The following is a 24,745-nucleotide window of genomic DNA, read 5'->3' as shown; positions in this document are numbered from 1 at the left end:
CTCGGCAGCTTCGACGGTACGACTGCGGTACGCATCCTGGGGTCCCGATCCTGCCATGACCGGCCACCCGCCCCGCGCTGCCGTCCAGCCTGCGGATGCGGGGCCCGGTGGCGGGCGGTCAGCCCTCGTGGGTCCCGAGCGCCTGTTCGCCGGCCTTGCGCATCACGCCGAGCGGGGCGGGCGTGCGGCCGGTCATCAGCTCGACCTGGAGGACGGCCTGGTGCACGAGGAGGTCGAGACCGCCGACCACGGCGCCGCCCCGGGTGGACCAGGTGGCGGCGAGCGCGGTGGGCCACGGGTCGTACAGCACGTCGAAGAGTGTGCCGGGGCTGTCGGGGACCAGGTCCGCCAGTTCGTCGGTGGCGCCGGCCGGGGTCGTCGCGATCACCAGGGGCGCGCCGAGCGCGTCGGCCGCCCGGGACCAGTCGGCGGTGCGGACGTCGACGCCGAGCTGTTCGCCCCAGCCGCGCATCTCGGCGGCGCGGGACTCGCTGCGTACGTAGGCGGTGACCGGGCCCGCGCAGACGCGGGAGAGCGCGGCCAGGGCGGACGAGGCGGTGGCTCCGGCACCGAGGACGGCGGCCGACTCGACGGCGGTGACGCCCCGCTCGCGCAGGGCGGCGATCATGCCGGGGATGTCGGTGTTGTCTCCCGTACGCCGCCCGTCGCCGTCGATGACGACGGTGTTGACGGCCTCCACGGACGCCGCCGTTTCGCTGATTCCGTCGAGCAGCGGAATGACGGCCCGCTTGAGCGGCATGGTCAGGGACAGTCCCGCCCAGGACGGGTCGAGGCCGGTCAGAAAGGCGGGGAGCTGTGCCTCGGCCACCTCGAAGCGGTCGTACGACCAGTGGGTGAGGCCCAGTTCGGCGTACGCCGCCCGGTGCAGCACCGGGGAGAGTGAGTGCGCGATGGGTGATCCGAGAACGGCCGCCCGGCGTTCGGTGGTTCTAGTTGTCCGCATTCTTCCGTCGTTCGTTGAACTTCTCGACCAGCTTCTCGTGCTCGGCCAGGGTCTTGGTGAATTCGGTGGTCTTGCCGTCGACGGAGATGAAGAACATCCAGGCGCCGGGGTCCGGCCCCGTCGCGGCGTTCAGCGCGTCGGCACCCGGATTGCCGATGGGCCCCGGCGGCAGACCCCGGTGGAAGTAGGTGTTGTAGGGGTCGGGGTTGCTTCTGATTTCCGAGGTCGAGATATCGATCTCGCTCTCGTTCTTCAGATAGTTGAACGCCGAGTCGAATTCGATCTTCTGGTTGGTGGCGGTGTTCGTCGGCTTGAGCCGGTTGTAGACGACGGACGCCATCTTCTTGAAGTCGTCGTGCGTCATGCCCTCGGCCTGCACGAGGCTGGCGACGGTGACGACGTCGAGCGGCGACTCCAGACCGAGCTTCTCGGCCGATTCTTCCAGGTCGTAGTTCTCGTACTCCTGCTTGGAACGGGCGACCATCTGTTTGAGGACGTCCTGCGGCTTCGTCTTCTCACCGATGTCGTAACGCGCGGGGTAGAGGAATCCTTCGAGCGGATCCTTTATGTTCTTGTCGTCGTCGGCCCAGTCCGGCAGGCCGAGTTTGCCGGCGTCCGCCTTGGCGACATCCGCGGTGGTTCCGGGGTCGAGCTGGAGTTTGGTGTCGATGAATTCGTAGACCTTGACGGCGCGTGTACCCTCGGCGATGGTCAGCGAATTCAGATTGCTCGGATCGGTCATCAGCTCGACCGCTGCCTTCGCCGACATCTCCTTCTTCATCGGGTAGACACCGGGCTGAATGGTCTTGCCCTTGGGGTGCTCACCCGCCGCGTCGATGAAGGCCTGGGTGCTCTTGACCACACCGGCTTTCCTGAGCAGATTGCCCATTTCGGCGAGCCCGGCGTTCTTCGGGATCTCGACCTGGACGGAGCCGGTGCCGCTGCCCGCGAAGTCGGCGGGGGGTCCGAAGCGTTCCTGCCAGAACTGGTAGGCGTAGTAGCCGCCGCCGGCCGCGCCGGCGACCAGGACGAGGGAGGCGACGAGGCAGGCACCGCCGCCGCGGCGCTTCTTCTTCGACTTGCCGCGGCGGTCGCGGCCACCGCCTCCGCCGCGCCTGCCGTCGTCCTCGTCGTACTCGCGGTCGTCGTACTCACGGTCGTCGTCCAGGTCACGACTCCCCCGGCCCCGGCCCCGGTCGTCGTCACGGGCGGCGCGGTCGTCGCGGTCGTCGCCGGTGAAGAAGGGGTGCGTCTCCTCGGGCTGCGGGCCGTCCCAGTCGTTCTCGGGCCGGTCCTGGGCAGGAGCCGGTGGCTCCTGCTGACGCCGTCCCGGAGGGCTGGGCGGGGGGTATGCCTCGGAGTTGCCGTACGGGTCGGGGTTCTCGCCGCCGTAGCCCGCGCCCTGCCCGCCCCCGTAGGGATCGGCCGGGTTCTCGCCGTACGGCATGGCCGCCTGCTGCCCGGTGTCCCAACCGCCGTAATTCTGCTGGGGGTTGTCGGGCTGCTGACCGACGTACTGCTGCTGGTGGCCGTACTGGGGATCGTTGTACTGCTGCTGCGGGTACGGGGGCTGCTGGTGCTGAGGGTGCTGCTGCTGTGGGTACTGAGGTTGCTGCGGCTGCTGGGGGTGGTGAGGCTGCTGGGCGTACTGCTGCTGACCCGTGTCCCACCCGCCACCGTCGTACTGCGGGTCGTACTGCTGCTGGGGGTGTTGTTGCTGCTGCTGTGGGTATTGAGGATGTTGCGGCTGCTGGGGATGGTGAGGCTGCTGGGCGTACTGCTGCTGACCCGTGTCCCAGCCACCAGCGCCGTACTGCGGGTCGTACTGCTGCTGCGGAGGGGGCTGCTGGGCCTGAGCGTCGTAAGGAGTCCCGCCGTCGGCGGCCTGCTGGGCGCCCCACCCCTGGTCCCCGTACAAGGGATCCTCGGGGTGCCACGGTTCAGGGCCTCGACCCCGGCCATAGTCAGTCATCGATCCCCTAGAGCCGCGAGGCGACCGGTGCCGGGCTCGGATGACCCGGTGCCCGCGACGCCTCTCTCTGTGCGGCAGTTGTTCGAATCCCGCCGCATCGCGCGGAACGTTACCGTATCGCGACAAGCCGACGGTCAACCCCGCATACAGATAACCGTAAGTATGTTCCGGTTTCGCCCGATCGGGCGTCTCAGGTCTGAACCTGCACACCCTCACCGGGCGGCATTCCGGAGGCCCGTTCGGACTCCAGCGCGTTCTGAAGGATGATGACGGCCGCCACCTGATCGATGACGGACCGGCCCTTCTTCGCCTTCACACCCGAGGCACGCAGCCCCTGACCGGCACTGACCGTGGTCATTCTCTCATCCACGAGACGTACCGGGACCGGGGCGATACGACGCGCCACCTCCCCCGCGAAGGCCCGCACCTTGACCGCCGCCGGGCCCTCTCCGCCGCTGAGCGAGCGCGGCAGACCGATCACCACCTCGATCGGCTCGTACTCCTCCACCAGCTGAGCCAGGCGCCGGTGGGCGGCCGGGACATCACGTCCCGGCACGGTCTCCACCGGTGTCGCGAGGACCCCGTCGGGGTCGCACGAGGCGACCCCGATCCGGGCGTCCCCGACGTCGACGGCCAGTCTGCGGCCCCGGCGCGTGAGGGCCGTCACGCTGCCACGTCCCGCGCCGGGCCCCGCACCACGTCCTCGGGCATCGGAGCCTCAGGCCGTCTCGGTGACAAGGCGCTCGACGGCGGCCACGGCGTCACCGATGGCCTCGGGGTTCTGACCGCCGCCCTGGGCGACGTCCGGCTTGCCGCCGCCTCCGCCGCCGAGGGTCTTGGCGGCGGCACGGACCAGCTCGCCGGCCTTGAGCCCGCGCTCACGGGCGGCCTCGTTGGTGGCGATGACCGTCAGCGGGCGCCCGTTGGCGGTCGAGAACAGCGCGACGACGGCCGGCCGCCCGGCCGTGATCCGGCCGCGTACGTCCAGTACCAGCCTGCGCAGGTCGTCGGCCGACGTGCCGTCCGGCACCTGGCCGGTGACCAGGGCGGTGCCCCGTACGTCCTTGGCGCCCTCGACCAGTCCGGCGGCGGCGGCCAGCACCTTCTCCGCGCGGAACTTCTCGATCTCCTTCTCGGCGTCCTTCAGCTTGCCGAGCATCCCGGCGATCTTCTCCGGCAGTTCCTCGGAGCGGCCCTTGACCAGCTCCTGGAGCTGGGCGACGACGGTGTGCTCCTTGGCGAGGAAGTTGTACGCGTCCACGCCCACCAGCGCCTCGATACGGCGTACGCCGGAGCCGATCGAGGACTCGCCGAGCAGCTTCACCAGACCGAGCTGGGCGGTGTTGCGCACATGCGTGCCGCCGCACAACTCCTTGGAGAAGTCGCCGATGGTCACGACGCGGACCCGCTCGCCGTACTTCTCGCCGAACTCGGCGATGGCGCCCTGCTTCTTGGCGTCGTCGATGGACATGACCTCGGCCTGGACGTCGAGTTCACGGGCGAGGACTTCGTTGATCTTCTGCTCGACATCGGTGAGGACCGTGCCGGGTACGGCGGCGGGCGAGCCGAAGTCGAAGCGGAAGCGGCCCGGCGAGTTCTCGGAGCCGGCCTGGGCGGCCGTCGGGCCCAGCGCGTCGCGCAGCGCCTGGTGCGTCAGGTGGGTGGCGCTGTGGGCGCGGGCGATGGCGCGGCGGCGGTGGGTGTCGATGGCGGCGAACGCGGCGGCCCCGACGGTCACTTCACCGACCTGTACGGATCCCTTGTGCACGGAGACGCCGGGGACCGGCTGCTGGACGTCGCGCACCTGGATGACGGCGCCGGTGTCGAGCTTGATCCGGCCCTGGTCGGCGAGTTGGCCGCCGCCCTCGGCGTAGAACGGGGTGCGGTCGAGTACGACCTCGACCTCGTCGCCCTCGGTGGCGGCCGGCGACGGTACGCCGTCGACGAGCAGGCCGACGATCCGCGACTCGCCCTCGGTGGAGCCGTAGCCGGTGAACTCGGTGGAGCCGGAGGTGTCGGCGACCTCGCGGTAGGCGGAGAGGTCGGCGTGACCGGTCTTCTTGGCCTTGGCGTCGGCCTTGGCCCGGTCCCGCTGCTCCTTCATGAGCCGGCGGAAGCCGTCCTCGTCCACGGACAGGCCCTGCTCGGCGGCCATTTCGAGGGTGAGGTCGATCGGGAAGCCCCAGGTGTCGTGGAGCAGGAACGCCTTGTCGCCGGGCAGGACCGAGCCGCCGGCGGCCTTGGTCTCGGTGACGGCGGTGTCGAGGATGTTGGTGCCGCCCTTGATGGCCTTGAGGAAGGCGGCTTCCTCGGCGAGGGCGACGGTCTCGATGCGCTTGCGGTCGGTGATCAGCTCGGGGTACTGCTCGCCCATCGACCTGATGACCACGTCGAGCAGTTCGGCGACGACCGGGCCGGTGGCGCCGAGGAGGCGCATGTTGCGTACGGCGCGGCGCAGGATGCGGCGCAGGACATAGCCGCGGCCCTCGTTGCCGGGGGTGACACCGTCGCCGATGAGCATCACGGAGGTGCGCATGTGGTCGGTGACGATGCGCAGCGAGACGTCCGAGGCGGGGTCGGCGCCGTAGCGGACGCCGGTCAGCTCGGTGGCCTTGTCGATGACGGCCATCGAGGTGTCGATCTCGAACATGTTGTGGACGCCCTGGAGGATCATCGCGAGGCGTTCGAGGCCGAGTCCGGTGTCGATGTTCTTGGAGGGGAGGTCACCGAGGATCTCGAAGTCCTCCTTGCCCTCGCCCTCACCGCGCTCGTACTGCATGAAGACCAGGTTCCAGATCTCCACGTAGCGCTCGTCGTTGACGGCGGGGCCACCCGCTTCGCCGAACTCGGGACCGCGGTCGTAGAAGATCTCCGAGCAGGGTCCGCACGGGCCGGGCACGCCCATGGACCAGTAGTTCTCCTTCTTGCCGAGGCGCTGGATCCGCTCGGCGGGGAAACCCACCTTGTCGGTCCAGATGTCGGCGGCCTCGTCGTCGTCCAGATAGACCGTGACCCACAGCCTCTCCGGGTCCAGGCCGTAGCCGCCGTCGGCGACGGAGGTGGTCAACAGCTCCCAGGCGAGCGGAATGACACCTTCCTTGAAGTAGTCGCCGAAGGAGAAGTTGCCGCACATCTGGAAGAACGTGCCGTGCCGGGTGGTCTTGCCGACCTCTTCGATGTCCGGCGTACGGACGCACTTCTGCACGCTGGTCAGCCGGGGGGCGGGGGCCTTGGCCTCGCCGAGGAAGTACGGCTTGAAGGGGACCATGCCCGCGGGGACCAGCAGCAGAGTCGGGTCGTCCGCGATGAGCGACGCCGAGGGTACGACGGTGTGTCCGCGCTCCTCGAAGAAGCGCAACCAGCGGCGGCGGATTTCAGCCGACTCCATCAGTGGTCCTCATTCCGGTTGTGCGGTGTACGTGAGTTGATTCGATCGCTGTGCGGGTGGTCGTCGGACGAGCGTGCGGCGCGGCCCTCGACGGCGAGGCGCCGCCCGGCGGGGAGTTCGGGGTCGGCGGGTGCGTCGAGCCCCAGCGCCTCACCCAGTTCGGACTCGCGCTGGGCCATGCCCGCGCGGACGTCGAGTGCGAACTCCTTGAGCCGGTGTCCGGCGTCGACGGCCTTGTCGGCCGCCTGGGCGGCGAGGGACTCGGGTGTCAACTGGCGGAGTTTGGTGTGGACCTTGGTGGTGGCCCACACACCGGCCGCCGCACCCGCGGTGAACCAGAACGTACGGCGGAACATCGCTGCCTCAGCCCTTCTGCTTCCTGCTGCGTCGGGCGGACGGAACGGTCCTGCCCACGATCACCGTGCCCCGCCGGCCACGTGCGGCCGGCTCCGGCGCCGGCGCCCCGCGGTCGGCGGGTGCCGGCTCGCCCGGCGCCTTGCGGCCCATCGCCCGGCGCACTCCATAGCCGAAGGCCGCGACCTTCACCAGGGGGCCGCCGAAGGTCGACGCCACGGTCGTGGAGAGCGCCGACGCGTTGGAGGTGACTTCCTGGACGTCCGTCGCGATGGCGTCGACCCGGTCGAGCTGGGTCTGCGCCGCGCGTACGGTCGCCGAGGCGTCCGCCAGCAGCGGCACGGCCTGGTCGGTCACGTCCGCCACGAGTTTGGTGGTCGCCTTGAGCGTCTGGGCCAGCCTCACGAGCACCACGGCGAGGAGGGTGACCAGCACCGCCCAGAAGACGGCCACCAGGATCCCGGCAACCTCTCCACCGGTCACGCTGCACCGCTCTCTGCTTCGGGACCATCCCCACGGGCGCGGGGAACGCTGTCGTTGTCGGCCTGCTCGGATCGGGGCGATCACGGGGCCTTGAGAAAGTCGTCCCTTGAGCTTATCGCGCCCCGAGTGGGTCCCCGTACCGCTTTACGGCGGTCGCGGACCCTACCTCATCGGACGGGGCGGGGAGGGGCGGTTGCCCCGGCGGATTGTACGCAGTGCTGCCGCATGAGTACTCTGCGTGTCTCATGCGACCTGTCCCCGGCAATCTCCCCGCGGAGCTGAACCGGTTCGTGGGCCGTGCCGACGAACTGGCGGAGCTGACACGCCTTCTCAGCGAGGTCCGGCTGCTCACCCTGGTGGGTGTGGGCGGTGTCGGCAAGACGCGACTGGCGGTGCGAGCGGCCCGGTCCGCGCGGTCCGCGAATCTGGAGAAACGCTACTGCGACGGTGTCTGGCTCGCCGAACTCTCCGCGATCCGCGACCCCGGACTGCTCGACCACGCGCTCGTCGACGCGCTGCGCGTCACCGACCACAGCGGCCGGCCACCGCGCGAGGTGCTGCGCACCCATCTCGCCGACCGCGACCTGCTGTTGGTGCTGGACGGCTTCGAACAGCTCGTCGACCCGTGCGCGGAGCTGGTACGGGACCTGCTGCGCCGCTGCCCCGGCCTGACGGTGCTGGCCGTCGGCCGCCGCCCGCTGCGGGTGGACGGCGAACGGACCGTGGCCCTGGCCCCGATGTCGGACACCGACGCGGCGCGGCTCTTCGCCGACCGGGCCATCGACGTGGCGCCCGGTCACCGCCGGCTCGACGAACACGACGACGAGGTACGGGAGTTGTGCCGCCGCCTCGACGGCATCCCGCTCGCGCTCGAACTGGCCGCCGCGCGGCTGCGCGCCCTCTCCGTGGAGCAGGTCCTCCGCCGGATCGACGACCGCTTCCGGCTGCTGACCGGCGGCTCGCGCGGCGAACTGCCCCGCCATCGCACGCTCCGTACCGCGATCGGCTGGAGCCATGAACTGTGCACCCCCGCCGAGCGGCTGCTCTGGGCGCGGCTCTCCGTCTTCGCCGGCCCCTTCGACCTGGAGGCGGTCGAGTACGTGTGCGCAGGCCCCGAACTGCCGGACGCGAGCGTGCTGGACGTGCTCGGCGAACTGATCGCCCAGTCCCTGGTCGTACGCGAGGAGTCAGCCGCCGGGCCGCGCTACCGGATGCTGGACACGGTGCGCGCGTACGGCGCCGAGTGGCTGGACGCCCTGGCGGACACCGACCGGATGCGCAGGAGACACCGCGACTGGTACATGGGGCTCGCCACCTGGTGCGAGGTGGACTGGTTCAGCCCCCGGCAGGCGGAGATCGCCGCCTGCGCCGACAGCGCGCTGCCCAATCTGCGCGCCGCCATCGAACTGTGCCTGGAGACGGAGGGCGAGGCCCATCTGGGCCGGCATCTGACGGGCACGCTCTGGTTCTACTGGGCGGGCTGCGGCCGGCTCACCGAGGGCCGGCACTGGCTGGAGCGCTCGCTCGCACCGGAGGTCTCCCGCGACGAGCCGCACGAGGAGCCGGGGGAATGGGAGGAGGGCGAACCGCACGAGGGGGCACGGCTCAAGGCGCTGTGGGTGCTGGGCTATGTGGCCGTCCTCCAGGGCGACAACACGGCCGCGACGCGGGCGCTGTACGAATGCCGGGGGGAGGCCGCCCGTACGGGAAACGCCCTCGCCCACGCGTACGCGGTGCACCGGCTGGGCTGTCTCGCGCTCCTCACCGGTGACATGCCGCGTGCCGAGAGGCTGCTGCGCTCCGCGCTCGGCGCGTACCGCGAGCTGGGCGAGATCAACAGCAATGTGCTCATGGGCCAGGCGGAGCTGGCCCTCTCCCTGGTCTTCCAGGGCGACCTGGACGCGGCCGTGGCGCTGTGCGCCGACGTACGGGAGATCTGCGAGGACAGCGGCGAGCGCTGGGCCCGGTCCTACGCGCTCTACGTCCACGCGTACGCGGCCTGGACGGGCGGCCGGCTCGGCGAGGCGCGTGCCCTGCTGACCGAGGCCATCACCGTCCACCACATGTTCAACGATCTGGTCGGCCTGGTGCTGGCGATGGAGCTGATGGCCCTGGTGACCGCGGGCGAGGGAGACCCGGCGGAGGCCGCGGTGCTCCAGGGGGCGGCTGCCCGGCTCTGGGAGTCGGTGGGTGCGCCCCTGTTCGGCTCGCCGGCCTTCGGAGGGCCGCACGAACAGTGCGAACGGCGGGCGACGGAGCTGCTGGGGCCCGAGCGGTACGGCGCCCGGCTGGCGGAAGGACGCGCCCTGGCGCCGACGGCCGCCGTCGAGCGGGTGCTGGCCGGGCCGCGCGCCGAGTCCGTACCGCCGCGTCAGCCCTCGGGCGGGCGCAGACCGGCGCCCGTGCGGGAGACCGACCGGAGGACGGACACGGACCGGAAGACGGACCGGGACACGCGAGAGCCCGCCGGCTCCCCCGGCCAGATCGGCGGGGAAGCGGCGGGCTGAAGCGCGGTCGATCGCGCGAACTGCGCCTGGATCAGCGGGTGATCAGCGGGCGTAGTACTCGACGACGAGCTGCTCGTCGCAGATGACCGGGATTTCCTTGCGCAGCGGGTCACGGTCCAGCCGGAACGCCAGCGCCTTCAGGTTGACCTGGAGGTAGCGCGGGGTCTCGCCGTCGGTGTCGTAGCCACCCTCGCGCGCGACCTGGAAGGGAACCTTCTCGCGGCTGCGCTCGCGGACCATGATGACGTCGTCGGGACGGACCCGGAACGACGGCTTGTCGACCTTGCCGCCGTTGACCTCGATGTGGCCGTGGACGACCATCTGACGGGCCTGGTAGATGGTGCGGGCGATGCCCGAACGCAGGACCAGGGCGTCGAGACGACGCTCCAGCTCGACGACCAGGGCCTCGCCGGTCTTGCCGCCGGCCTTGCGGGCGCGGTCGTAGGCGCGGGCCATCTGGCGCTCGCTGATGTCGTACTGGGCACGCAGACGCTGCTTCTCCAGCAGACGGACCTTGTAGTCACTGTTCTGCTTGCGGCCACGGCCGTGCTCGCCCGGCGGGTAGGGACGGGCCTCGAAGTACTTCACGGCCTTCGGCGTCAGCGCGATACCGAGCGCGCGTGACTTCTTGACCTTGGGACGCGACTGGTTAGGCACGTTCTCCAGACCTCCGTTGTAGGTTAGGTTAGGCTCACCTTACTCAAAGGAGATCGCATGTCTCGTCGCCCTGGGAACACCACACGCATCACAGACAGTCTCGACGCGCAGGGCATCGATACGACGGAGGTCCGATCAGCTCATGGTCAGCCGCGTCCCAGCGGGCTTGAAATCGCCCGGATGCCGTCAGCAGCCGAGCGCACACGAACTCTCGTACAGAGTACATGCTCAAGCGTGCTGCTCATCCCGGGCCTGGACTCCCTGCGACCCGACCAGTTGATGCCCGACGCGCGGGCCGTGGACACCGACGGTGACGTGCTGCTGGTCTTCGCCGCGGACTCCCCCGTCGTCAGGGCGGCGACGCACGCGCAGGCCGACGAGCTGCCCGTGGTGCTGGAGGTCACGGATGTCGCGCCGGTCTCCGTCCCCCACCGTATCCGGGGCCGCGCCTGGGTCTCCGGCTGGCTGACGCGCGTACCCGGCGCGGCCGAGCCCGGCCGGACGACGCTGCGGCTGGAGGTCGGCGAGGCGTATGTGGACGACCTGTGGGGCGCCGAGTCGGTGGAGGCGGACGCGTTCGCCACGGCGGTGGCGGACCCTTTGTCGGAGCACGAGGCGGAACTGCTCCAGCACCTGCACTCCGCGCACAGCGCCGAGGTGTCGACGCTGCGCTCGCTGCTCGGCGGGCGGACCGGTGGCACGGCGGCCGTGCCGGTCGGAGTGGACCGCTTCGGCCTGCGGGTGCGCTTCACCGGCGTCAACTGCTTCGACGCCCGCTTCGACTTCCCCGAGCCGGTGCGCGACATCGCCGAACTGCGCCGTGCCATGCACGCGCTCTTCGAGGCCGCGGGCCACTGAGCCCCCGCCGGGACGATCGATTCAGTCCGAGGGGGCGTCGCCGCGCAGCCTTGTCCGGACCTTCTCGACCACGTCCGCGTACCGCGCCTCCGCGCCGTACCGCGTCGGGGTGTAGTACTGCCTGCCCCGCACCTCGTCCGGGAGGTACTGCTGCGCGGCGATGCCTCCCGGCACGTCGTGCGGATACACATAGCCCTGCGCGTGACCGAGCTTGGCCGCGCCCTTGTAGTGACCGTCGCGCAGATGCGGCGGTACGGGACCGGCCAGGCCCTTCTTCACATCCTCCAGCGCGGCGGAGATGGCGAGCGTCGCCGCGTTCGACTTCGGGGCCAGCGCGAGCGCGATCGTGGCGTGGCTGAGGGTGAGAGCGGCCTCCGGGAAGCCGATCATCGCCACCGCCTGGGCCGCCGCGACGGCCGTGGGCAGGGCCGTCGGGTCGGCGAGACCGATGTCCTCGCTGGCCGAGATCATCAGCCGGCGGGCGATGAACCGGGGGTCCTCCCCCGCCTCGATCATGCGCGCCAGATAGTGCAGGGCCGCGTCCACGTCGGAGCCGCGGATCGACTTGATCAGGGCGCTCGCCACGTCGTAGTGCTGGTCGCCGTCGCGGTCGTACTTCACCGCCGCGCGGTCGACCGTCTCCTCCACCGTGGCGAGGGCGATCTCCTTCTCGCCCTTGGAGATCGCGGCGCCGGCCGCCGCCTCCAGGGCGGTCAGCGCGCGCCGGGCGTCGCCCCCGGCGATCCGCAGCAGATGCGCCTCGGAGTCGTCGGGCAGGGTGACCGCGCCACCGAGCCCGCGCTCCTCGGTGAGCGCGCGCCGCAGCAGGGCGCGCAGGTCGTCGTCGGTGAGCGGCTCCAGCGTCAGCAGCAGGGAGCGCGAGAGCAGCGGCGAGATGACGGAGAAATAGGGATTCTCGGTGGTGGCCGCGATGAGTGTGATCCAGCGGTTCTCCACGGCGGGCAGCAAGGAGTCCTGCTGGGCCTTGCTGAAGCGGTGGATCTCGTCGAGGAAGAGGACGGTCTCCTTGCCGAAGCCGCCCGAGGCACGCCGGGCGCCGTCGATGACGGCGCGGACCTCCTTGACGCCGGCGGTGATCGCGGACAGCTCCACGAAGCGCGCGTCGGTGGCCTTGGAGACGACATAGGCGAGCGTCGTCTTGCCCGTGCCGGGCGGGCCCCAGAGAAGCACCGACGAGGGGCCGGCCGGTCCCCTGCCCTGGGCGGCCTGCTCGACCAGGCGGCGCATCGGGGAGCCGGGCTTCAGCAGATGCTTCTGTCCGACCACCTCGTCCAGCACGCGCGGACGCATCCGGACAGCAAGGGGGCTGCTGGACGGGTCCTTCTCCTGGCGGTCTTCGGCTGCTGCGGTAAAGAGGTCGGGCTCCACATGTGAAGCCTATGCCAGCCCACTGACAACGGGGTCGGCGCGATCAGCTCGTCCAGAAGTCCCACCAGCGCGTGAGGATGAGCATCCCGATGATCCCGATCCACAGCACCGGCGGCACCCAGTGGAACTCCCCGAGCCCACTGCGCAGCCAGCGCGGCGCCGGGAGGATTCCGCGCGTGACGTTGTACGTGGTGACGTAGGAGAACATGACGATCGTGGCCACCCAGGCGAGACAGCACCACAGGCAGAGCGAGCTGATGTTGTAGAGCGACTGGTACTGGAGCCAGGTGCAGAAGCCGACCCCGAACAGCATCCCGGCGTTGAGCCCCAGCCAGAACCACCGCCGGTAGCGCGCCCCCGCGAGCAGCCCGAGCCCCACACAGACCACCACGGCGTACGTCACCAGCCCCAGCATCGGATTGGGGAAGCCGAACGCCGACGCCTGGTCGCTCTTCATGATGTTCCCGCAGGACACCACCGGGTTCAGGCTGCATCCCGGCGTGAACCCCGGATCCTCCAGCAGCTTGAACTTGTCGATCGTGATCACCCACGACGCAAGCACACCCGCCGCGCCGGTCACCACCAGCAACCACGCCAGCACCCGCCCCGTCCCGAAGAGACCGGGGGCGTCGTGGTCCTCCCGGTCGGCGGACACGTCGCCTGGCGCTGTACTCGTCATATCGCCGTTCCATCACTCGTGGCCTGCACCTTGCAGAGGGCCCCGGTCATTCTGCCGCACCCACCCCCGTGTCCACCGTTCGATGGACATAAGGAGGTACGGACGGTTGTCCCGGAGCCGCCCGTTCCGCAGCAGGCTCAAGGGCATGGGAGAAGCAGGGAGAACAAGAGCTTCGACGGGGGATCTCGCGGTCGACGTCCGGGGGCTCCGCAAGCGGTACGGCAATGTGACGGCGGTCCAGGACCTGGACCTGCGCATCGGACGCGGCGAGGTCTTCGGCATCCTCGGCCCCAACGGCGCGGGCAAGAGCACGACGGTGGAGATCCTCCAGGGCCACCGCGACCGGGACGGCGGCGAGGTGACCGTCCTGGGGGCGGATCCCGCCACCGGCGACAGGAGGTGGCGCTCCAGAATCGGCATTGTGTGGCAGGACGAATCCGCACCCGCCGAGTTGACGGTCCGCGAGACCGTGCGCCATTTCGCCACGTACTACCCGGCCCCGCGCGACCCCGAGGAGGTCATCCACCTGGTGGGCCTCGGCGAGAAGGCGTCGAGCCGGGTCAAGGCTCTGTCCGGTGGGCAGCGGCGGCGGCTGGACGTGGCGCTCGGCGTGATCGGCGGGCCCGAGCTGCTGCTCCTCGACGAGCCGACGACCGGCTTCGACCCGGCGGCCCGCCGCCAGTTCTGGGAGCTGATCCGCACGCTCGCGGACGAGGGCACCACGATCGTCCTCACCACGCACTATCTGGACGAGGCCGAGGCGCTGGCCGACCGGCTCGCCGTGATCGCGACGGGCCGGGTGGTGGCGGAGGGGACCCCGTCCGGTCTGCGCGCGGAGCACGACGCGGCGGCCACGGTCGCGTGGACGGAGCCGGACGGCTCGCCGCGCACCGAGCGCACGACGACCCCGACCCGTACCGTCGCCGAGCTGGCCCGGCGCTTCGACGGCGAGATCCCGGGCCTGCTGATCGGCCGGCCGACCCTCGAAGACGTATATCTGCGGCTCATCGGAGAGGAGGCCGCGTGATGGCGACCGTCACCGACCGGCTCGGCACCACCCGTACCACCCCTGCCGCGCTGCCCGGCGCCTGGACGCTGGGACTGCGGCGCGGCGCACTGGAGTTGCGGCAGTTCTTCCGCCAGCGCGATCAGGCGATCTTCACCTTCGCCTTCCCGATCGTCTTCCTCTTCCTGTTCGCGTCGATCTTCAGCAACGACGTGGAGGGCGCGGGCATCACCGCGTCCCAGCTGTACGTCCCGTCGATGATCGCGGCCGGCATCATGTCGGCGAGTTTCCAGTCGCTGGGCATCTCCATCGCGATCGAGCGGGACAGCAAACAGCTGCGGCGGCTGCGCGGTACGCCGATGCCACCCGCCTCCTACTTTCTCGGCAAGGTGTGGCTCGTCCTGGTGACCGGGTTGCTGGAGACGGTGGCGCTGCTCACGGCCGGCGTGCTCTTCTACGGCATCGAGCTGCCCACCGGCGCGGTCGACTGGCTGACCTTCGGCTGGATCTTCGTCCTCGGGCTGACCGGGTGCGCGCTGCTGGGGATCGCGATCAGCAGCCTGCCGAAGACCGGACAGAGTGCCTCGTCGGTGGTCGTACTACCGTTCCTGGTACTGCAGTTCATCTCCGGGGTGTACATCGCGATCGACACCATCCCCGACTGGCTGCTGAACATCGGCGCGCTGTTCCCGCTGAAGTGGATGTGCCAGGGACTGCGCGGGGTGTTCCTGCCCGAGACGGCCGCCGTGCTGGAGCAGGCGGGCGGCTGGGAGTACGGACGGATCGCGCTGGTACTGGGCGCCTGGTGCATCGGAGGACTGGTGCTGTGTCTGCTGACCTTCCGGTGGAAGAGCCGGCGCGACGGGTGAACCCGGCGCCGCCGGGCGGGACGCGCGAGATCGACGCCTGGGACCGCAGCTTCCGGCCGTGGGACGTGTACTTCGGGGTCGTCTGGTCGGCGACGCTGGTCTTCACGGTCGCCGCGCCGAACTCGACGCCGGTGCGGGCGACGGCGTTCACGCTCTTCTTCCTGCTCGCGCCCTGGTACGTGTGGTTCGGGCGCCGGGAGCTGATGCGGGGCCTGGACTCCCGGGGAGCGCTCGTCTACATCTATGTCGCGATCCTGCTGTTCATCCCGCCCGTCGTGCTGGTGGGCGAGATGCGCTCGGCGGCGTTCGCGCTCGTACCGCAGTGCTTCATGCTGCTGTCGATGTCCCGCGCCCTGTGGGCGGTGGTGGTCCTCAACGCCGTGCCGGTGATCGGGTGGGCGCTGTGGTGGCGCCCGGACGGCGAGGCCATTTTCTTCAACGCCCTGTTCGCCGTGGTCAGTCTGGCCTTCTCCGCGGTGCTCGGGAGCTGGATCATCCGGATCATCGCGCAGAGCGCGGAGCGCGCGGAACTGATCGCCGAGCTGGAGGCGAGCCGGGAGGAGGTCTCCCGGCTCTCGGCGGAGCGGGGCGCGCTGGCCGAGCGCGAGCGGATGTCCCGGGAGATCCACGACACGCTGGCCCAGGGCTTCACGAGCCTGCTGATGCTCGTGCAGGCCGTGGAGTCGGAACTGGAACGGGATCTGCCGGGTGCCCGCCGTCATCTGGACCTGATGGCGGACACGGCCCGGCGGAATCTCGCCGAGGCGCGCGCGTTGGTGGCCGGCGGGGCGCCGGCCGATCTGAACGGGAACTCGCTGCCCGACGCGCTGCGCCGGCTCGCCGCCCGGCACGGGCCCGGCCCGGCCGAGGTGTCCGTCGACGTGACCGTCGAGGTGACCGGCCTGGTCCGACCGCTGGCCCCGGCGCTGGAGGTGGTGGCGCTGCGTACGTGCCAGGAGGCGCTGTCCAACACCGTCCGGCACGCCGGGTCCGGAGCGCGGGCCGCGATCTCGCTCGCGTACTCGGACGCCGAGCTGTGTGTGCGGATACGGGACACGGGGCGCGGCTTCGACGTCTCCGCACCGTCCGACGGGTACGGCCTCAGTGGGCTGCGGGCGCGTGCGGCCGAGGTGGGTGGCAGCGCGGAGGTGCGCAGCGAGCCGGGCGACGGCACGCTCGTCGCCGTACACCTGCCACTGCCCCCACCGCCGTCGCTCACCGGGAGTCCCACATGATCCGCGTCCTGCTCGCCGACGATCACCCCGTCGTACGGGAGGGGCTGCGCGGCATGCTCAGCGCCGAGCCCGACCTGACGGTGGTCGGCGAGGCGTCGAGCGGCCCGCAGGCGGAGGCGCTGAGCGCCGAACTGGGCCCGGACATCGTCCTGATGGACCTGCGGATGCCGGGCGGCGGCGGTGTGGAGTCGATCGGCCGGATGCGGGCGGCGGGGCTGTCCTGCCGGGTCATCGTGCTGACGACGTACGAGACGGACACCGACATCCTGCGCGCCGTGGAGGCGGGCGCGGCCGGCTATCTGCTGAAGGACCTGACCCGCGCGGAACTGGCGGACGCGGTACGCGCCGCCGCACGGGGCGAGACGGTGCTGGCGCCGTCGGTGGCCGCGCGGCTGGTCGACCAGTTGCGCAGCCACCCGGAGCGACCGAGGCTGTCGCAGCGCGAGACGGCGGTGCTACGGCTGGTCGCCGAAGGCTGCACGAACGCGGAGATCGGACGGCGGCTGTTCATCGGCGAATCGACGGTGAAGACCCATCTGCTGCGCGTCTTCGCCAAGTTGGGCGTGACCGACCGCACGGCGGCGGTGACGAACGCGATGCGGCACGGGCTGCTGACGGAGTGAGTATGGCGGGGCGCGCCTCGGGCCGTGTTGGCGGCCGGTCCGAGTCCGCCCTCGGTCACGTGACGGCGCGGCCCGCGGACCGGTCGAGCACCGCGCCACGCCGCACGGTGCGTCACCCCGTCACCGCACAGCTGCCACACCCCTCGGCGGTGCCACGCACATGGAGCCGTCTCGGCCCGCCGCCACGCAGACGCCAACAAGCACGTATGCGACGCGACGCCACGCGCCCGGCCGCGAATTCCGTTCAGGTCGGCCAGGGGGCCAAGTCGACCCGTACGACCCGCCGCCGGGCAGAGAACCGCAGCACACAACGACGCGTCACCCCGTCACCACACGGCCGGCGCGCCCCTCGGCAGTGCCACGCACATTGAGCCGTCTCGGCCCGCCGTCGCGCCCGGCCAGGGGGCCAAGTCGAGCCGTACGGCCCCTGCCCGCCGCCAGGCGGAGAACCGGCGGCCTCGGCGACGCCACCCGGTCCGCCCGGCAACACAGTGGGCCCCGGTCGCACATGGCGTCCGGGGCCCGTCGTGGTGTGGTCCGTGTGGGGTCAGGTCAGCTTTGCCGTCAGGTCTGCCACCAGCGCGTCCAGGGGGACCGGCTTCTGTTCGCCGCTCTCCATGTCCTTGACCTGCGCCACGCCCTCCGCGAGGTCGCGCTCGCCGACCACGACCGTGAACCGCGCGCCCGACCGGTTGGCGTTCTTCATCGCGCCCTTGAGGCCCTTGGCCCCGTAGCTGAAGTCGGCCGCGACCCCCGCCCTGCGCAGCTCGGTGACCACGCCGAACAGCAGCCGGCGCGCCTCGTCGCCGATCGGGACGGCGAACACGCTGGTGGCGGGCGGTAGTTGGAGCGTGATGCCCTCCGCCTCCAGGGCCAGCACCGTACGGTCCACGCCCAGCGCCCAGCCGACCGACGGCAGTTCGGGGCCGCCGATCATCTCCGAGAGCCCGTCGTAGCGCCCGCCACCGCCCACCGCGGACTGCGCGCCGAGACCGTCGTGGACGAACTCGAAGGTCGTACGGGTGTAGTAGTCCAGGCCCCGCACGAGCCGTTCGTCGTCCTCGTACACGACACCCGCCGCGGTCAGCAGGTCCCGTACCTCCGCGTGGTATTCGCGGCACGCGTCGCACAGGTAGTCGCGCAGCTTCGGCGCGTCGGTGAGCTGGCGCTGGACGTCCCGGCGCTTGTCGTCGAGGACCCGCAGAGGGTTGATCTCGATGCGCCGGCGCGTCTCGTCGTCCAGGTCGAGGTCGCGCAGGAAGGTCTGGAGCGCCTCGCGGTAGACGGGGCGGCACTCCTTGTCGCCCAGGGAGTTCAGCAGGATGCGGAAGCCGGTCAGCCCCAGCGAGCGGTACGCCTGGTCGGCGAGGATGATCAACTCGGCGTCGAGCGCCGGGTCCTCGGCGCCGATGGCCTCCGCGCCGACCTGTGAGAAGTGGCGGTAGCGGCCCTTCTGCGGGCGCTCGTAGCGGTAGTACGAGCCCGAGTACCAGAGCTTGACGGGGAGGTTGCCGGCCTTGTGCAGGTTCGCCTCCAGCGCCGCGCGCAGCACGGAGGCCGTGCCCTCGGGGCGCAGCGCCAGTTGGGAGCCGCCCTTGGTCGTGAGGGTGTACATCTCCTTCGTGACGATGTCGGTGGACTCGCCGACACCGCGCGCGAAGAGTTCGACGTTCTCGAAGCCGGGGGTCTCGATGTAGCCGTAGCCGGAGTTCCGCAGCGGTGCGGAGATCGCCTCGCGCACCGCGAGGTACACGGCGGAGTCCGGCGGAAGCAGGTCGTACGTGCCCTTGGGGGCCTGGAAGGTGTTCATAGGATTTAGCTGCGTCACAATCCTCGTCGCGGAGCGGCGCTCGGGCCGCTTCCGGTGCCTGCGGCCACCTCGCGCAGATACGGGTTGGTGGCTCGCTCGTGGCCGATGGTCGTCTGGGGGCCGTGGCCGGACAGCACCACGGTCGAGTCGTCGAGCGGCAGGCACACACGGCCCAGCGACTCGAGCAACTCGGCCGGATCGCCGCCCGGCAGGTCCGAGCGTCCGACGGAGCCGGCGAACAGCAGGTCGCCCGAGAACAGGACGGGCGGAATGTCCGCCGCCTCGGGCATCCCGAAGGTCACCGACCCCTTCGTATGGCCGGGCGCGTGCGCGACGCCGAAGCGCAGCCCCGCCAGGTCCAGTTGGGCGCCGTCGTCCAGCTCCTTGACGTCGTCGGGCTCCCCCACGGTCAGCTCACCCATCAGCGGCATCCCGATGGAGCGGCCGAGGGCCTTCTCGGGGTCGCTCATCATGTACCGGTCCGACGGGTGGATCCAGGCGGGCACGTCGTGGGCGCCGCACAGCGGGACGACCGACGCGACATGGTCGATGTGGCCGTGGGTGAGGATGACGGCGACGGGCTTCAGGCGATGCTTCTTGAGCGTCTCCTGAACGCCCTCGGTGGCCTGGTGGCCCGGGTCGATGATCACGCACTCCTCGCCCGCGGCGGGGGCGACCAGATAACAGTTGGTCCCCCAGGCCCCGGCGGGGAACCCGGCAATAAGCACGATCGTCCTCAATTGTCGTCCGGCGGGAGATTGCGGCAGATCAGAAGCCTACCGGCGCTCCTCATTCCACAGGTAACCCATATACCGTACGGGGCTAGTCAGTCGTTCACAGGACGTGGTTCGGGAACTGCCTTCGCAGGGCCCGCGAAGACACGAAGACACGAGGAGACGACCCGGTGGTCAACAGCGAGCAGCGCCGGCGCCAGCTTGCCAGGGAGAAGTTCGAGCGGCAGCAGCAGCGCCGGGCGGAGATCCGCGGCAAGGCCAGGCGCCGCAACGCGATCATCGCCTCCGCACTGGCCGTCGTCCTGGCGGCGGGAGGTGGCGCGTACGCCATCGCGGGCCTGACGGACGACGACGGTGAGAAGGACGTCGCGCAGGACAGTCCCTCGGCGCCGCCGTCGCCGAGCGAGAGCAAGCCGGCCGGGCCGAAGATGACGATCGACGCCAAGGCCAAGTACACGATGGCCCTCAAGACGAGCGAGGGCGACATCGGTATCGCGATGGACGCCGCGAAGACACCGGAGACGGTGAACTCCTTCAAGTCCCTCACGGACAAGAAGTTCTTCGACGGCACCAAGTGCCACCGCCTGACCACAGAGAACATCTTCGTGCTCCAGTGCGGCGACCCGAAGGGCGACGGCACGGGCGGTCCCGGGTACACGATCGCGGACGAGAATCTCGACGGGCTCGGCAAGCCGGCCGCGGACGGTGCGGTGACCTATCCCGCGGGGTCGGTGGCGATGGCGAATACCGGCCAGCCGAACAGTGGTGGCAGCCAGTTCTTCCTGGTGTTCAAGGACACCAAGCTGCCGCCCTCGTACACCCCGTTCGGGACGATGGACGCCGAGGGCCTGAAGACGGTCAAGGCCGTGGCGGCGGCGGGTGTCACCGGCGACAACAAGGGTGACGGCCCGCCGAAGAAGACCGTCACGATCGAGAAGGGCACCGTCGACAAGACGTGACCGCGGGTGACCGGCGGGGCGGGCCGTGACATCGGGTCCCGGACCGCCCCGTCGGCGTACCTGTGAATTTCGGCCGTGCGGAGTGCGGACAGCCGGGCCACCGGTCACCTAGATTGGCGGGTGGCGACGCGCGGACCGTCTTCGCGGATCCGCTCTCGCGTCGCGAAAGACGGGCGTGACCCGTCCAGGAAACTGTGGACGATGCCGGGGGGCACCCCTCGCCGGTATCAGGTGGAGGAGGCGCTGTGAGCAGCGACCCGTGGGGCCGTGTCGATGAGACGGGCACCGTGTACGTGCGTACGGCCGAGGGCGAGCAGGTCGTCGGATCGTGGCAGGCAGGTTCTCCCGAGGAGGCGCTGGCCTACTTCGAGCGCAAGTACGAGGGCCTGGTGGTCGAGATCGGCCTTCTTGAGAAGCGGGTGAAGACCACCGATCTCTCGGCCAAGGACGCGCAGTCCGCCATCGACCATCTGCGGGCGCAGGTGGACGAGCATCACGCCGTCGGGGATCTCGCCGCCCTGCGTACGCGTCTCGACGGGCTTGTCGCCACGGTCGAGGCGCGCCGCGAGGAGCGCAAGATCCAGAAGGCCAAGCAGACGGACGCCGCCCGGGAGTCGAAGCAGGCTCTGGTCAAGGAGGCCGAGGAGCTGGCGCAGAGCGATCAGTGGCGGTCGGCCGGTGAGCGGCTGCGCGCGCTGGTGGACACCTGGAAGGGCCTGCCGCGGCTCGACCGGAAGTCCGACGACGAGCTGTGGCACCGCTTCTCGCACGCGCGCTCGGCGTTCTCCAAGCGGCGCAAGGCGCACTTCGCCTCGCTGGACGCGCAGCGCGAGGAGGCCCGTAAGGCGAAGGAGAAGCTGGTCGCCGAGGCCGAGTCGCTGTCGGGCTCCACGGACTGGGGCGGGACGGCGGCGCGCTACCGCGAGCTGATGACCGACTGGAAGGCCGCGGGCCGCGCGCAGCGCGAGGCCGAGGACGATCTGTGGAACCGCTTCCGCGGCGCCCAGGACGTCTTCTTCGCCGCCCGCGGTGAGGTCTTCGCCGAGCGGGACGCGGAGCAGACGGAGAATCTGAAGGCCAAGGAAGAGCTGGCGGCCGAGGCCGAGCGGCTGCTCCCGGTGAAGGACCTGAAGGCGGCCCGTGCCGCGTTCCGGGCCCTGAACGAGCGGTGGGAGGCGATCGGGCATGTGCCGCGCGACGCCAGGCCCCGGGTCGAGGGCCGGATGCAGACCGTCGAGCGGGCGCTCCAGGAGTCCGAGGAGAGCGAGTGGCGCCGTACGAACCCGGAGGCGCTGGCACGCGCCACGGGTCTGACGGGCCAGCTCCAGGCGGCCGTCGACAAGCTGCGCACGCAGATCGACACGGCGCGCGCCGCGGGCAACAACGCCAGGGCCGACAAGCTGGCGAAGGAGCTCGAAGGCCGGCAGGCGCTGCTGGACCAGGCGCTGAAGGGTCTCCAGGAGTTCGGCGGCTGACGCCACGCGCGTGACAAGGAAGCGGCCCGGCGGTGATCCCACCGCCGGGCCGCTTCTTCACGAGGTTCCGCGAGGTTCCGTGTCGTTTCGCGAGGTGTCGTTTCGTTTCGTTTCGCGAGGTGTCCTACGGCCTGCGGGCCGAGGTGACGCGGTAGACGTCGTACACGCCCTCCACGCCCCGTACCGCCTTCAGCACATGGCCGAGGTGCTTCGGATCGCCCATCTCGAAGGTGAAGCGCGAGGTGGCGACCCGGTCGCGGGACGTCTGGACGGCCGCCGACAGGATGTTGACGTGCTGGTCGGACAGGACCCGGGTGACGTCGGACAGCAGCCGGGACCGGTCCAGCGCCTCGACCTGGATGGCGACGAGGAAGACGGACGACTGGGTGGGCGCCCACTCGACTTCGAGGATGCGTTCGGGCTGCTGCGACAGCGAGTCGACGTTGACGCAGTCCGCGCGGTGTACGGAGACACCGCTGCCCCGGGTGACGAACCCGATGATCGGGTCGCCCGGGACCGGCGTACAGCAGCGGGCGAGCTTGACCCACACGTCCTCGACGCCCTTGACGACCACACCGGGGTCGCTGCTGGAGCGGCGCTTGGAGCGACCACGCGACGGCGGCGCGCTCTCGGCGATGTCCTCGTTGGCGGCCTCCTCACCGCCGAGTGCCTGGACGAGTTTCTGTACGACGCCCTGGGCCGCGACATGGCCCTCGCCGATCGCCGCGTACAGCGACGAGATGTCGGGGTAGCGCATCTCGTGCGCGAGCGTGACGAGCGAGTCGCCGGTGAGGATCCGCTGGATCGGCAGGTTCTGCTTGCGCATCGCCTTGGCGATGGCGTCCTTGCCGTGCTCGATCGCCTCGTCGCGGCGCTCCTTGGAGAACCACGCTCGGATCTTGTTCCTGGCCCGTGGCGACTTGACGAAGCCCAGCCAGTCCCGCGAGGGTCCGGCGCCCGACGCCTTGGAGGTGAAGACCTCCACCAGATCGCCGTTGTCAAGGGTCGATTCGAGGGGGACGAGCCGCCCGTTGACCCGTGCTCCTATGGTGCGGTGGCCGACCTCCGTATGGACGGCGTACGCGAAGTCGACGGGGGTGGCCCCGGCCGGCAGCGCTATCACGTCGCCCTTGGGCGTGAAGACGAAGACCTCGTTGCGCGACAGGTCGAAGCGCAGGGACTCCAGGAACTCGCTGGGGTCCTCGGTCTCCTTCTGCCAGTCGAGCAACTGCCGCAGCCACGCCATGTCGTTGACGGTGTCCTGGCCCGCGCCCTTGCCGGCGTTCTTGGGGACGTCGGTGCGGACCTTGGACGCCCCGGCGACGGCCTCCTGCTTGTACTTCCAGTGCGCGGCGATGCCGTACTCGGCGCGGCGGTGCATGTCGAAGGTACGGATCTGGAGCTCGACCGGCTTGCCGCTGGGCCCGATGACCGTCGTGTGGAGCGACTGGTACATGTTGAACTTGGGCATCGCGATGTAGTCCTTGAACCGCCCGGGTACCGGATTCCACCGGGCGTGGACGGTGCCGAGCGCCGCGTAGCAGTCGCGGACGGTGTCGACGAGGACGCGGATGCCGACCAGGTCGTAGATCTCGGCGAAGTCCCGGCCTCGCACGATCATCTTCTGGTAGACGCTGTAGTAGTGCTTCGGCCTGCCGGTGACGGTGGCCTTGATCCGGGCGGCGCGCAGATCGGACTGGACCTCGTCGGTCACTATCGCCAGATACTCGTCGCGTTTGGGCGCCCGCTCGGCGACGAGCCGGACGATCTCGTCGTACATCTTGGGGTAGAGGATCGCGAAGGCGAGGTCCTCCAGCTCCCACTTGATGGTGTTCATGCCCAGCCGGTGGGCGAGCGGCGCGTAGATCTCCAGCGTCTCGCGGGCCTTCTTCTCCTGCTTCTCCCGCTTGAGATAGCGCATGGTGCGCATGTTGTGCAGCCGGTCCGCGAGCTTGATGACCAGGACCCGGGGGTCCTTGGCCATGGCGACGACCATCTTGCGTACGGTCTCGGCCTGGGCGGCCTCGCCGAACTTGACCTTGTCGAGCTTGGTGACACCGTCGACGAGCAGGGCGACCTGCTCGCCGAAGTCCTTGCGCAGCGTGTCCAGGCCGTACTCGGTGTCCTCGACGGTGTCGTGCAGCAGGCCCGCCATGAGCGTGGCCGGGTCCATGCCGAGTTCGGCGAGGATCGTGGTCACGGCGAGCGGGTGGGTGATGTACGGGTCGCCGCTCTTGCGCTTCTGGCCGCGGTGCCAGCGCTCGGCGACCTGGTAGGCGCGCTCGATCTGGCGGAGGACGGCGGTGTCGATCTTGGGGTCGTTGCCGCGTACGGTCCGCAGGAGCGGTTCGAGGACCGGGTTGTACGGCGACGAGCGCTGTACGCCGAGACGGGCCAGCCGGGCGCGTACGCGGTTGGAGGAGCCACCGGAGCGCGAGGGGGCGGCCGGGGCGGGCTTGGGCGCGGTGACCGGGACCGGGAGCTGGCTCTTGGCGGGCGAGGAGCCGGGGGTGGGCGCGGGCGCCGGGGGGTCGGCCGGTGCGGGGCCCGCCGCGGGCGTGGAGGCGGGTTTCGAGCCGGTGGACGGCTTCGGTCCGGACCCGTTGGGCTTGGATCCGTTGTGCTCGGATCCGTTGTGCACGGCAGGCGTGTGCGCAGCGGCGCTCGCCCCGTCCGCCGGCTTCTGCGGCGTGGCGGGCGCCGTCACGGCCCGCTCCGCGTGCGGATCGGGCTGGGCGGCGGCGAGTGGCTGGGCCTCGTCTGGCAAGAGCGCTCCTCGTGCG

At 70.5% G+C, this 24,745-nt stretch carries 20 protein-coding genes; 8 read left to right on the top strand and 12 right to left on the bottom strand.

Annotated features, from left to right (window positions below; translation table 11 throughout):
* Window positions 1-118 precede the first annotated feature (118 nt).
* The 6 genes from ACFYNU_RS15845 to ACFYNU_RS15820 all read right to left on the bottom strand — a co-directional run bounded on the left by ACFYNU_RS15845 (window position 119) and on the right by ACFYNU_RS15820 (window position 7,161).
* Window positions 119-964: a shikimate dehydrogenase gene (locus ACFYNU_RS15845; protein WP_356592252.1), complete on the bottom strand. Its 846-nt coding sequence runs from the start codon at window positions 962-964 to the stop codon at window positions 119-121.
* Window positions 951-2,936, bottom strand: coding sequence for an endolytic transglycosylase MltG (gene mltG, locus ACFYNU_RS15840; protein WP_356592250.1), 1,986 nt, complete (start codon window positions 2,934-2,936; stop codon window positions 951-953). The genes ACFYNU_RS15845 and mltG overlap by 14 nt, the downstream gene beginning before the upstream one ends.
* A 190-nt stretch (window positions 2,937-3,126) precedes the next feature.
* The gene (gene ruvX, locus ACFYNU_RS15835) at window positions 3,127-3,603 is read right to left on the bottom strand and encodes a Holliday junction resolvase RuvX (RefSeq protein ID WP_356592248.1); all 477 of its coding nucleotides are present in this window, start codon (window positions 3,601-3,603) and stop codon (window positions 3,127-3,129) included.
* 51 nt (window positions 3,604-3,654) lie between these two features.
* A complete protein-coding gene (alaS, locus tag ACFYNU_RS15830; protein WP_356592246.1) occupies window positions 3,655-6,324 on the bottom strand; it encodes an alanine--tRNA ligase in 2,670 nt (889 codons plus the stop codon).
* Window positions 6,324-6,680 carry a DUF6167 family protein gene (locus ACFYNU_RS15825; protein WP_356592244.1) on the bottom strand — a complete coding sequence of 119 codons (357 nt, stop codon included), beginning with the start codon at window positions 6,678-6,680 and terminating at the stop codon, window positions 6,324-6,326. Before ACFYNU_RS15825 ends, alaS begins: the two co-directional genes overlap by 1 nt.
* 7 nt (window positions 6,681-6,687) lie before the next feature.
* Window positions 6,688-7,161, bottom strand: coding sequence for a DUF948 domain-containing protein (locus tag ACFYNU_RS15820; protein WP_356592242.1), 474 nt, complete (start codon window positions 7,159-7,161; stop codon window positions 6,688-6,690).
* A 245-nt stretch (window positions 7,162-7,406) separates the two neighbouring features.
* Between ACFYNU_RS15820 and ACFYNU_RS15815 the strand changes: the two genes are divergently transcribed.
* Window positions 7,407-9,668, top strand: coding sequence for an NACHT domain-containing protein (locus tag ACFYNU_RS15815; RefSeq protein ID WP_356592240.1), 2,262 nt, complete (start codon window positions 7,407-7,409; stop codon window positions 9,666-9,668).
* Between the two features lie 42 nt (window positions 9,669-9,710).
* On the opposite strand, the gene rpsD is transcribed toward ACFYNU_RS15815, so the two are convergent.
* On the bottom strand, window positions 9,711-10,325 hold the full coding sequence (gene rpsD, locus ACFYNU_RS15810; RefSeq protein WP_023542962.1) for a 30S ribosomal protein S4: 615 nt from the start codon (window positions 10,323-10,325) through the stop codon (window positions 9,711-9,713).
* Window positions 10,326-10,505: 180 nt separating this feature from the next.
* Here rpsD and ACFYNU_RS15805 point away from each other — a divergent pair, with 180 nt between their 5' ends.
* Window positions 10,506-11,183, top strand: coding sequence for a DUF2470 domain-containing protein (locus tag ACFYNU_RS15805; protein WP_356592237.1), 678 nt, complete (start codon window positions 10,506-10,508; stop codon window positions 11,181-11,183).
* A gap of 21 nt (window positions 11,184-11,204) precedes the next feature.
* On the opposite strand, the gene ACFYNU_RS15800 is transcribed toward ACFYNU_RS15805, so the two are convergent.
* Together ACFYNU_RS15800 and ACFYNU_RS15795 are read right to left on the bottom strand one after the other, a co-directional pair.
* Window positions 11,205-12,572 carry a replication-associated recombination protein A gene (locus ACFYNU_RS15800; RefSeq protein ID WP_356592235.1) on the bottom strand — a complete coding sequence of 456 codons (1,368 nt, stop codon included), beginning with the start codon at window positions 12,570-12,572 and terminating at the stop codon, window positions 11,205-11,207.
* A 43-nt stretch (window positions 12,573-12,615) separates the two neighbouring features.
* Window positions 12,616-13,251 (bottom strand): vitamin K epoxide reductase family protein, encoded by a 636-nt coding sequence (locus ACFYNU_RS15795; protein ID WP_356592233.1) that lies wholly within the window; start codon window positions 13,249-13,251, stop codon window positions 12,616-12,618.
* A gap of 145 nt (window positions 13,252-13,396) precedes the next feature.
* Between ACFYNU_RS15795 and ACFYNU_RS15790 the strand changes: the two genes are divergently transcribed.
* Genes ACFYNU_RS15790 through ACFYNU_RS15775 form a run of 4 tightly spaced genes read left to right on the top strand, consistent with a single transcriptional unit; the run spans window position 13,397 to window position 16,984 of the window.
* Window positions 13,397-14,278 (top strand): ABC transporter ATP-binding protein, encoded by an 882-nt coding sequence (locus ACFYNU_RS15790; RefSeq protein WP_356592231.1) that lies wholly within the window; start codon window positions 13,397-13,399, stop codon window positions 14,276-14,278.
* On the top strand, window positions 14,278-15,126 hold the full coding sequence (locus ACFYNU_RS15785) for an ABC transporter permease (protein WP_356592229.1): 849 nt from the start codon (window positions 14,278-14,280) through the stop codon (window positions 15,124-15,126). Before ACFYNU_RS15790 ends, ACFYNU_RS15785 begins: the two co-directional genes overlap by 1 nt.
* On the top strand, window positions 15,084-16,361 hold the full coding sequence (locus ACFYNU_RS15780) for a sensor histidine kinase (RefSeq protein WP_356592227.1): 1,278 nt from the start codon (window positions 15,084-15,086) through the stop codon (window positions 16,359-16,361). The genes ACFYNU_RS15785 and ACFYNU_RS15780 overlap by 43 nt, the downstream gene beginning before the upstream one ends.
* Window positions 16,358-16,984 carry a response regulator transcription factor gene (locus ACFYNU_RS15775; protein WP_356592225.1) on the top strand — a complete coding sequence of 209 codons (627 nt, stop codon included), beginning with the start codon at window positions 16,358-16,360 and terminating at the stop codon, window positions 16,982-16,984. Before ACFYNU_RS15780 ends, ACFYNU_RS15775 begins: the two co-directional genes overlap by 4 nt.
* A gap of 547 nt (window positions 16,985-17,531) precedes the next feature.
* On the opposite strand, the gene hisS is transcribed toward ACFYNU_RS15775, so the two are convergent.
* Window positions 17,532-18,794: a histidine--tRNA ligase gene (gene hisS / locus ACFYNU_RS15770; protein WP_356592223.1), complete on the bottom strand. Its 1,263-nt coding sequence runs from the start codon at window positions 18,792-18,794 to the stop codon at window positions 17,532-17,534.
* A 14-nt stretch (window positions 18,795-18,808) separates the two neighbouring features.
* Complete coding sequence (locus ACFYNU_RS15765; protein ID WP_356592221.1) at window positions 18,809-19,522, bottom strand: MBL fold metallo-hydrolase; 714 nt, start codon at window positions 19,520-19,522, stop codon at window positions 18,809-18,811.
* A gap of 176 nt (window positions 19,523-19,698) precedes the next feature.
* On the opposite strand from ACFYNU_RS15765, the gene ACFYNU_RS15760 reads away from it, so the two are divergent.
* Together ACFYNU_RS15760 and ACFYNU_RS15755 are read left to right on the top strand one after the other, a co-directional pair.
* Window positions 19,699-20,487, top strand: a complete 789-nt coding sequence (locus ACFYNU_RS15760) for a peptidylprolyl isomerase (protein WP_356592219.1) — start codon at window positions 19,699-19,701, stop codon at window positions 20,485-20,487.
* Window positions 20,488-20,732: 245 nt separating this feature from the next.
* Complete coding sequence (locus ACFYNU_RS15755; RefSeq protein ID WP_356592217.1) at window positions 20,733-21,962, top strand: DUF349 domain-containing protein; 1,230 nt, start codon at window positions 20,733-20,735, stop codon at window positions 21,960-21,962.
* Window positions 21,963-22,086: 124 nt separating this feature from the next.
* On the opposite strand, the gene ACFYNU_RS15750 is transcribed toward ACFYNU_RS15755, so the two are convergent.
* Window positions 22,087-24,729 (bottom strand): bifunctional (p)ppGpp synthetase/guanosine-3',5'-bis(diphosphate) 3'-pyrophosphohydrolase, encoded by a 2,643-nt coding sequence (locus ACFYNU_RS15750; protein ID WP_356592215.1) that lies wholly within the window; start codon window positions 24,727-24,729, stop codon window positions 22,087-22,089.
* Window positions 24,730-24,745 lie beyond the last annotated feature (16 nt).

This window comes from Streptomyces sp. NPDC006643 (assembly GCF_042870175.1).
Taxonomy (GTDB): Bacteria; Actinomycetota; Actinomycetes; order Streptomycetales; family Streptomycetaceae; genus Streptomyces.
Note: the sequence above shows the minus strand (reverse complement) of the source record. Positions and strands in the feature narration are given on the sequence as shown.

Coding starts and splice junctions, on each gene's coding strand:
- ACFYNU_RS15785 (WP_356592229.1), top strand. CDS start 14,278: ATGGCGACCGTCACCGACCGGCTCGGCACCACCCGTACCACCCCTGCC.
- ACFYNU_RS15775 (WP_356592225.1), top strand. CDS start 16,358: ATGATCCGCGTCCTGCTCGCCGACGATCACCCCGTCGTACGGGAGGGG.
- ACFYNU_RS15805 (WP_356592237.1), top strand. CDS start 10,506: ATGCCGTCAGCAGCCGAGCGCACACGAACTCTCGTACAGAGTACATGC.
- ACFYNU_RS15790 (WP_356592231.1), top strand. CDS start 13,397: ATGGGAGAAGCAGGGAGAACAAGAGCTTCGACGGGGGATCTCGCGGTC.
- ACFYNU_RS15815 (WP_356592240.1), top strand. CDS start 7,407: ATGCGACCTGTCCCCGGCAATCTCCCCGCGGAGCTGAACCGGTTCGTG.
- ACFYNU_RS15795 (WP_356592233.1), bottom strand. CDS start 13,251: ATGACGAGTACAGCGCCAGGCGACGTGTCCGCCGACCGGGAGGACCAC.
- alaS (WP_356592246.1), bottom strand. CDS start 6,324: ATGGAGTCGGCTGAAATCCGCCGCCGCTGGTTGCGCTTCTTCGAGGAG.
- ACFYNU_RS15845 (WP_356592252.1), bottom strand. CDS start 964: ATGCGGACAACTAGAACCACCGAACGCCGGGCGGCCGTTCTCGGATCA.
- hisS (WP_356592223.1), bottom strand. CDS start 18,794: ATGAACACCTTCCAGGCCCCCAAGGGCACGTACGACCTGCTTCCGCCG.
- mltG (WP_356592250.1), bottom strand. CDS start 2,936: ATGACTGACTATGGCCGGGGTCGAGGCCCTGAACCGTGGCACCCCGAG.
- ACFYNU_RS15825 (WP_356592244.1), bottom strand. CDS start 6,680: ATGTTCCGCCGTACGTTCTGGTTCACCGCGGGTGCGGCGGCCGGTGTG.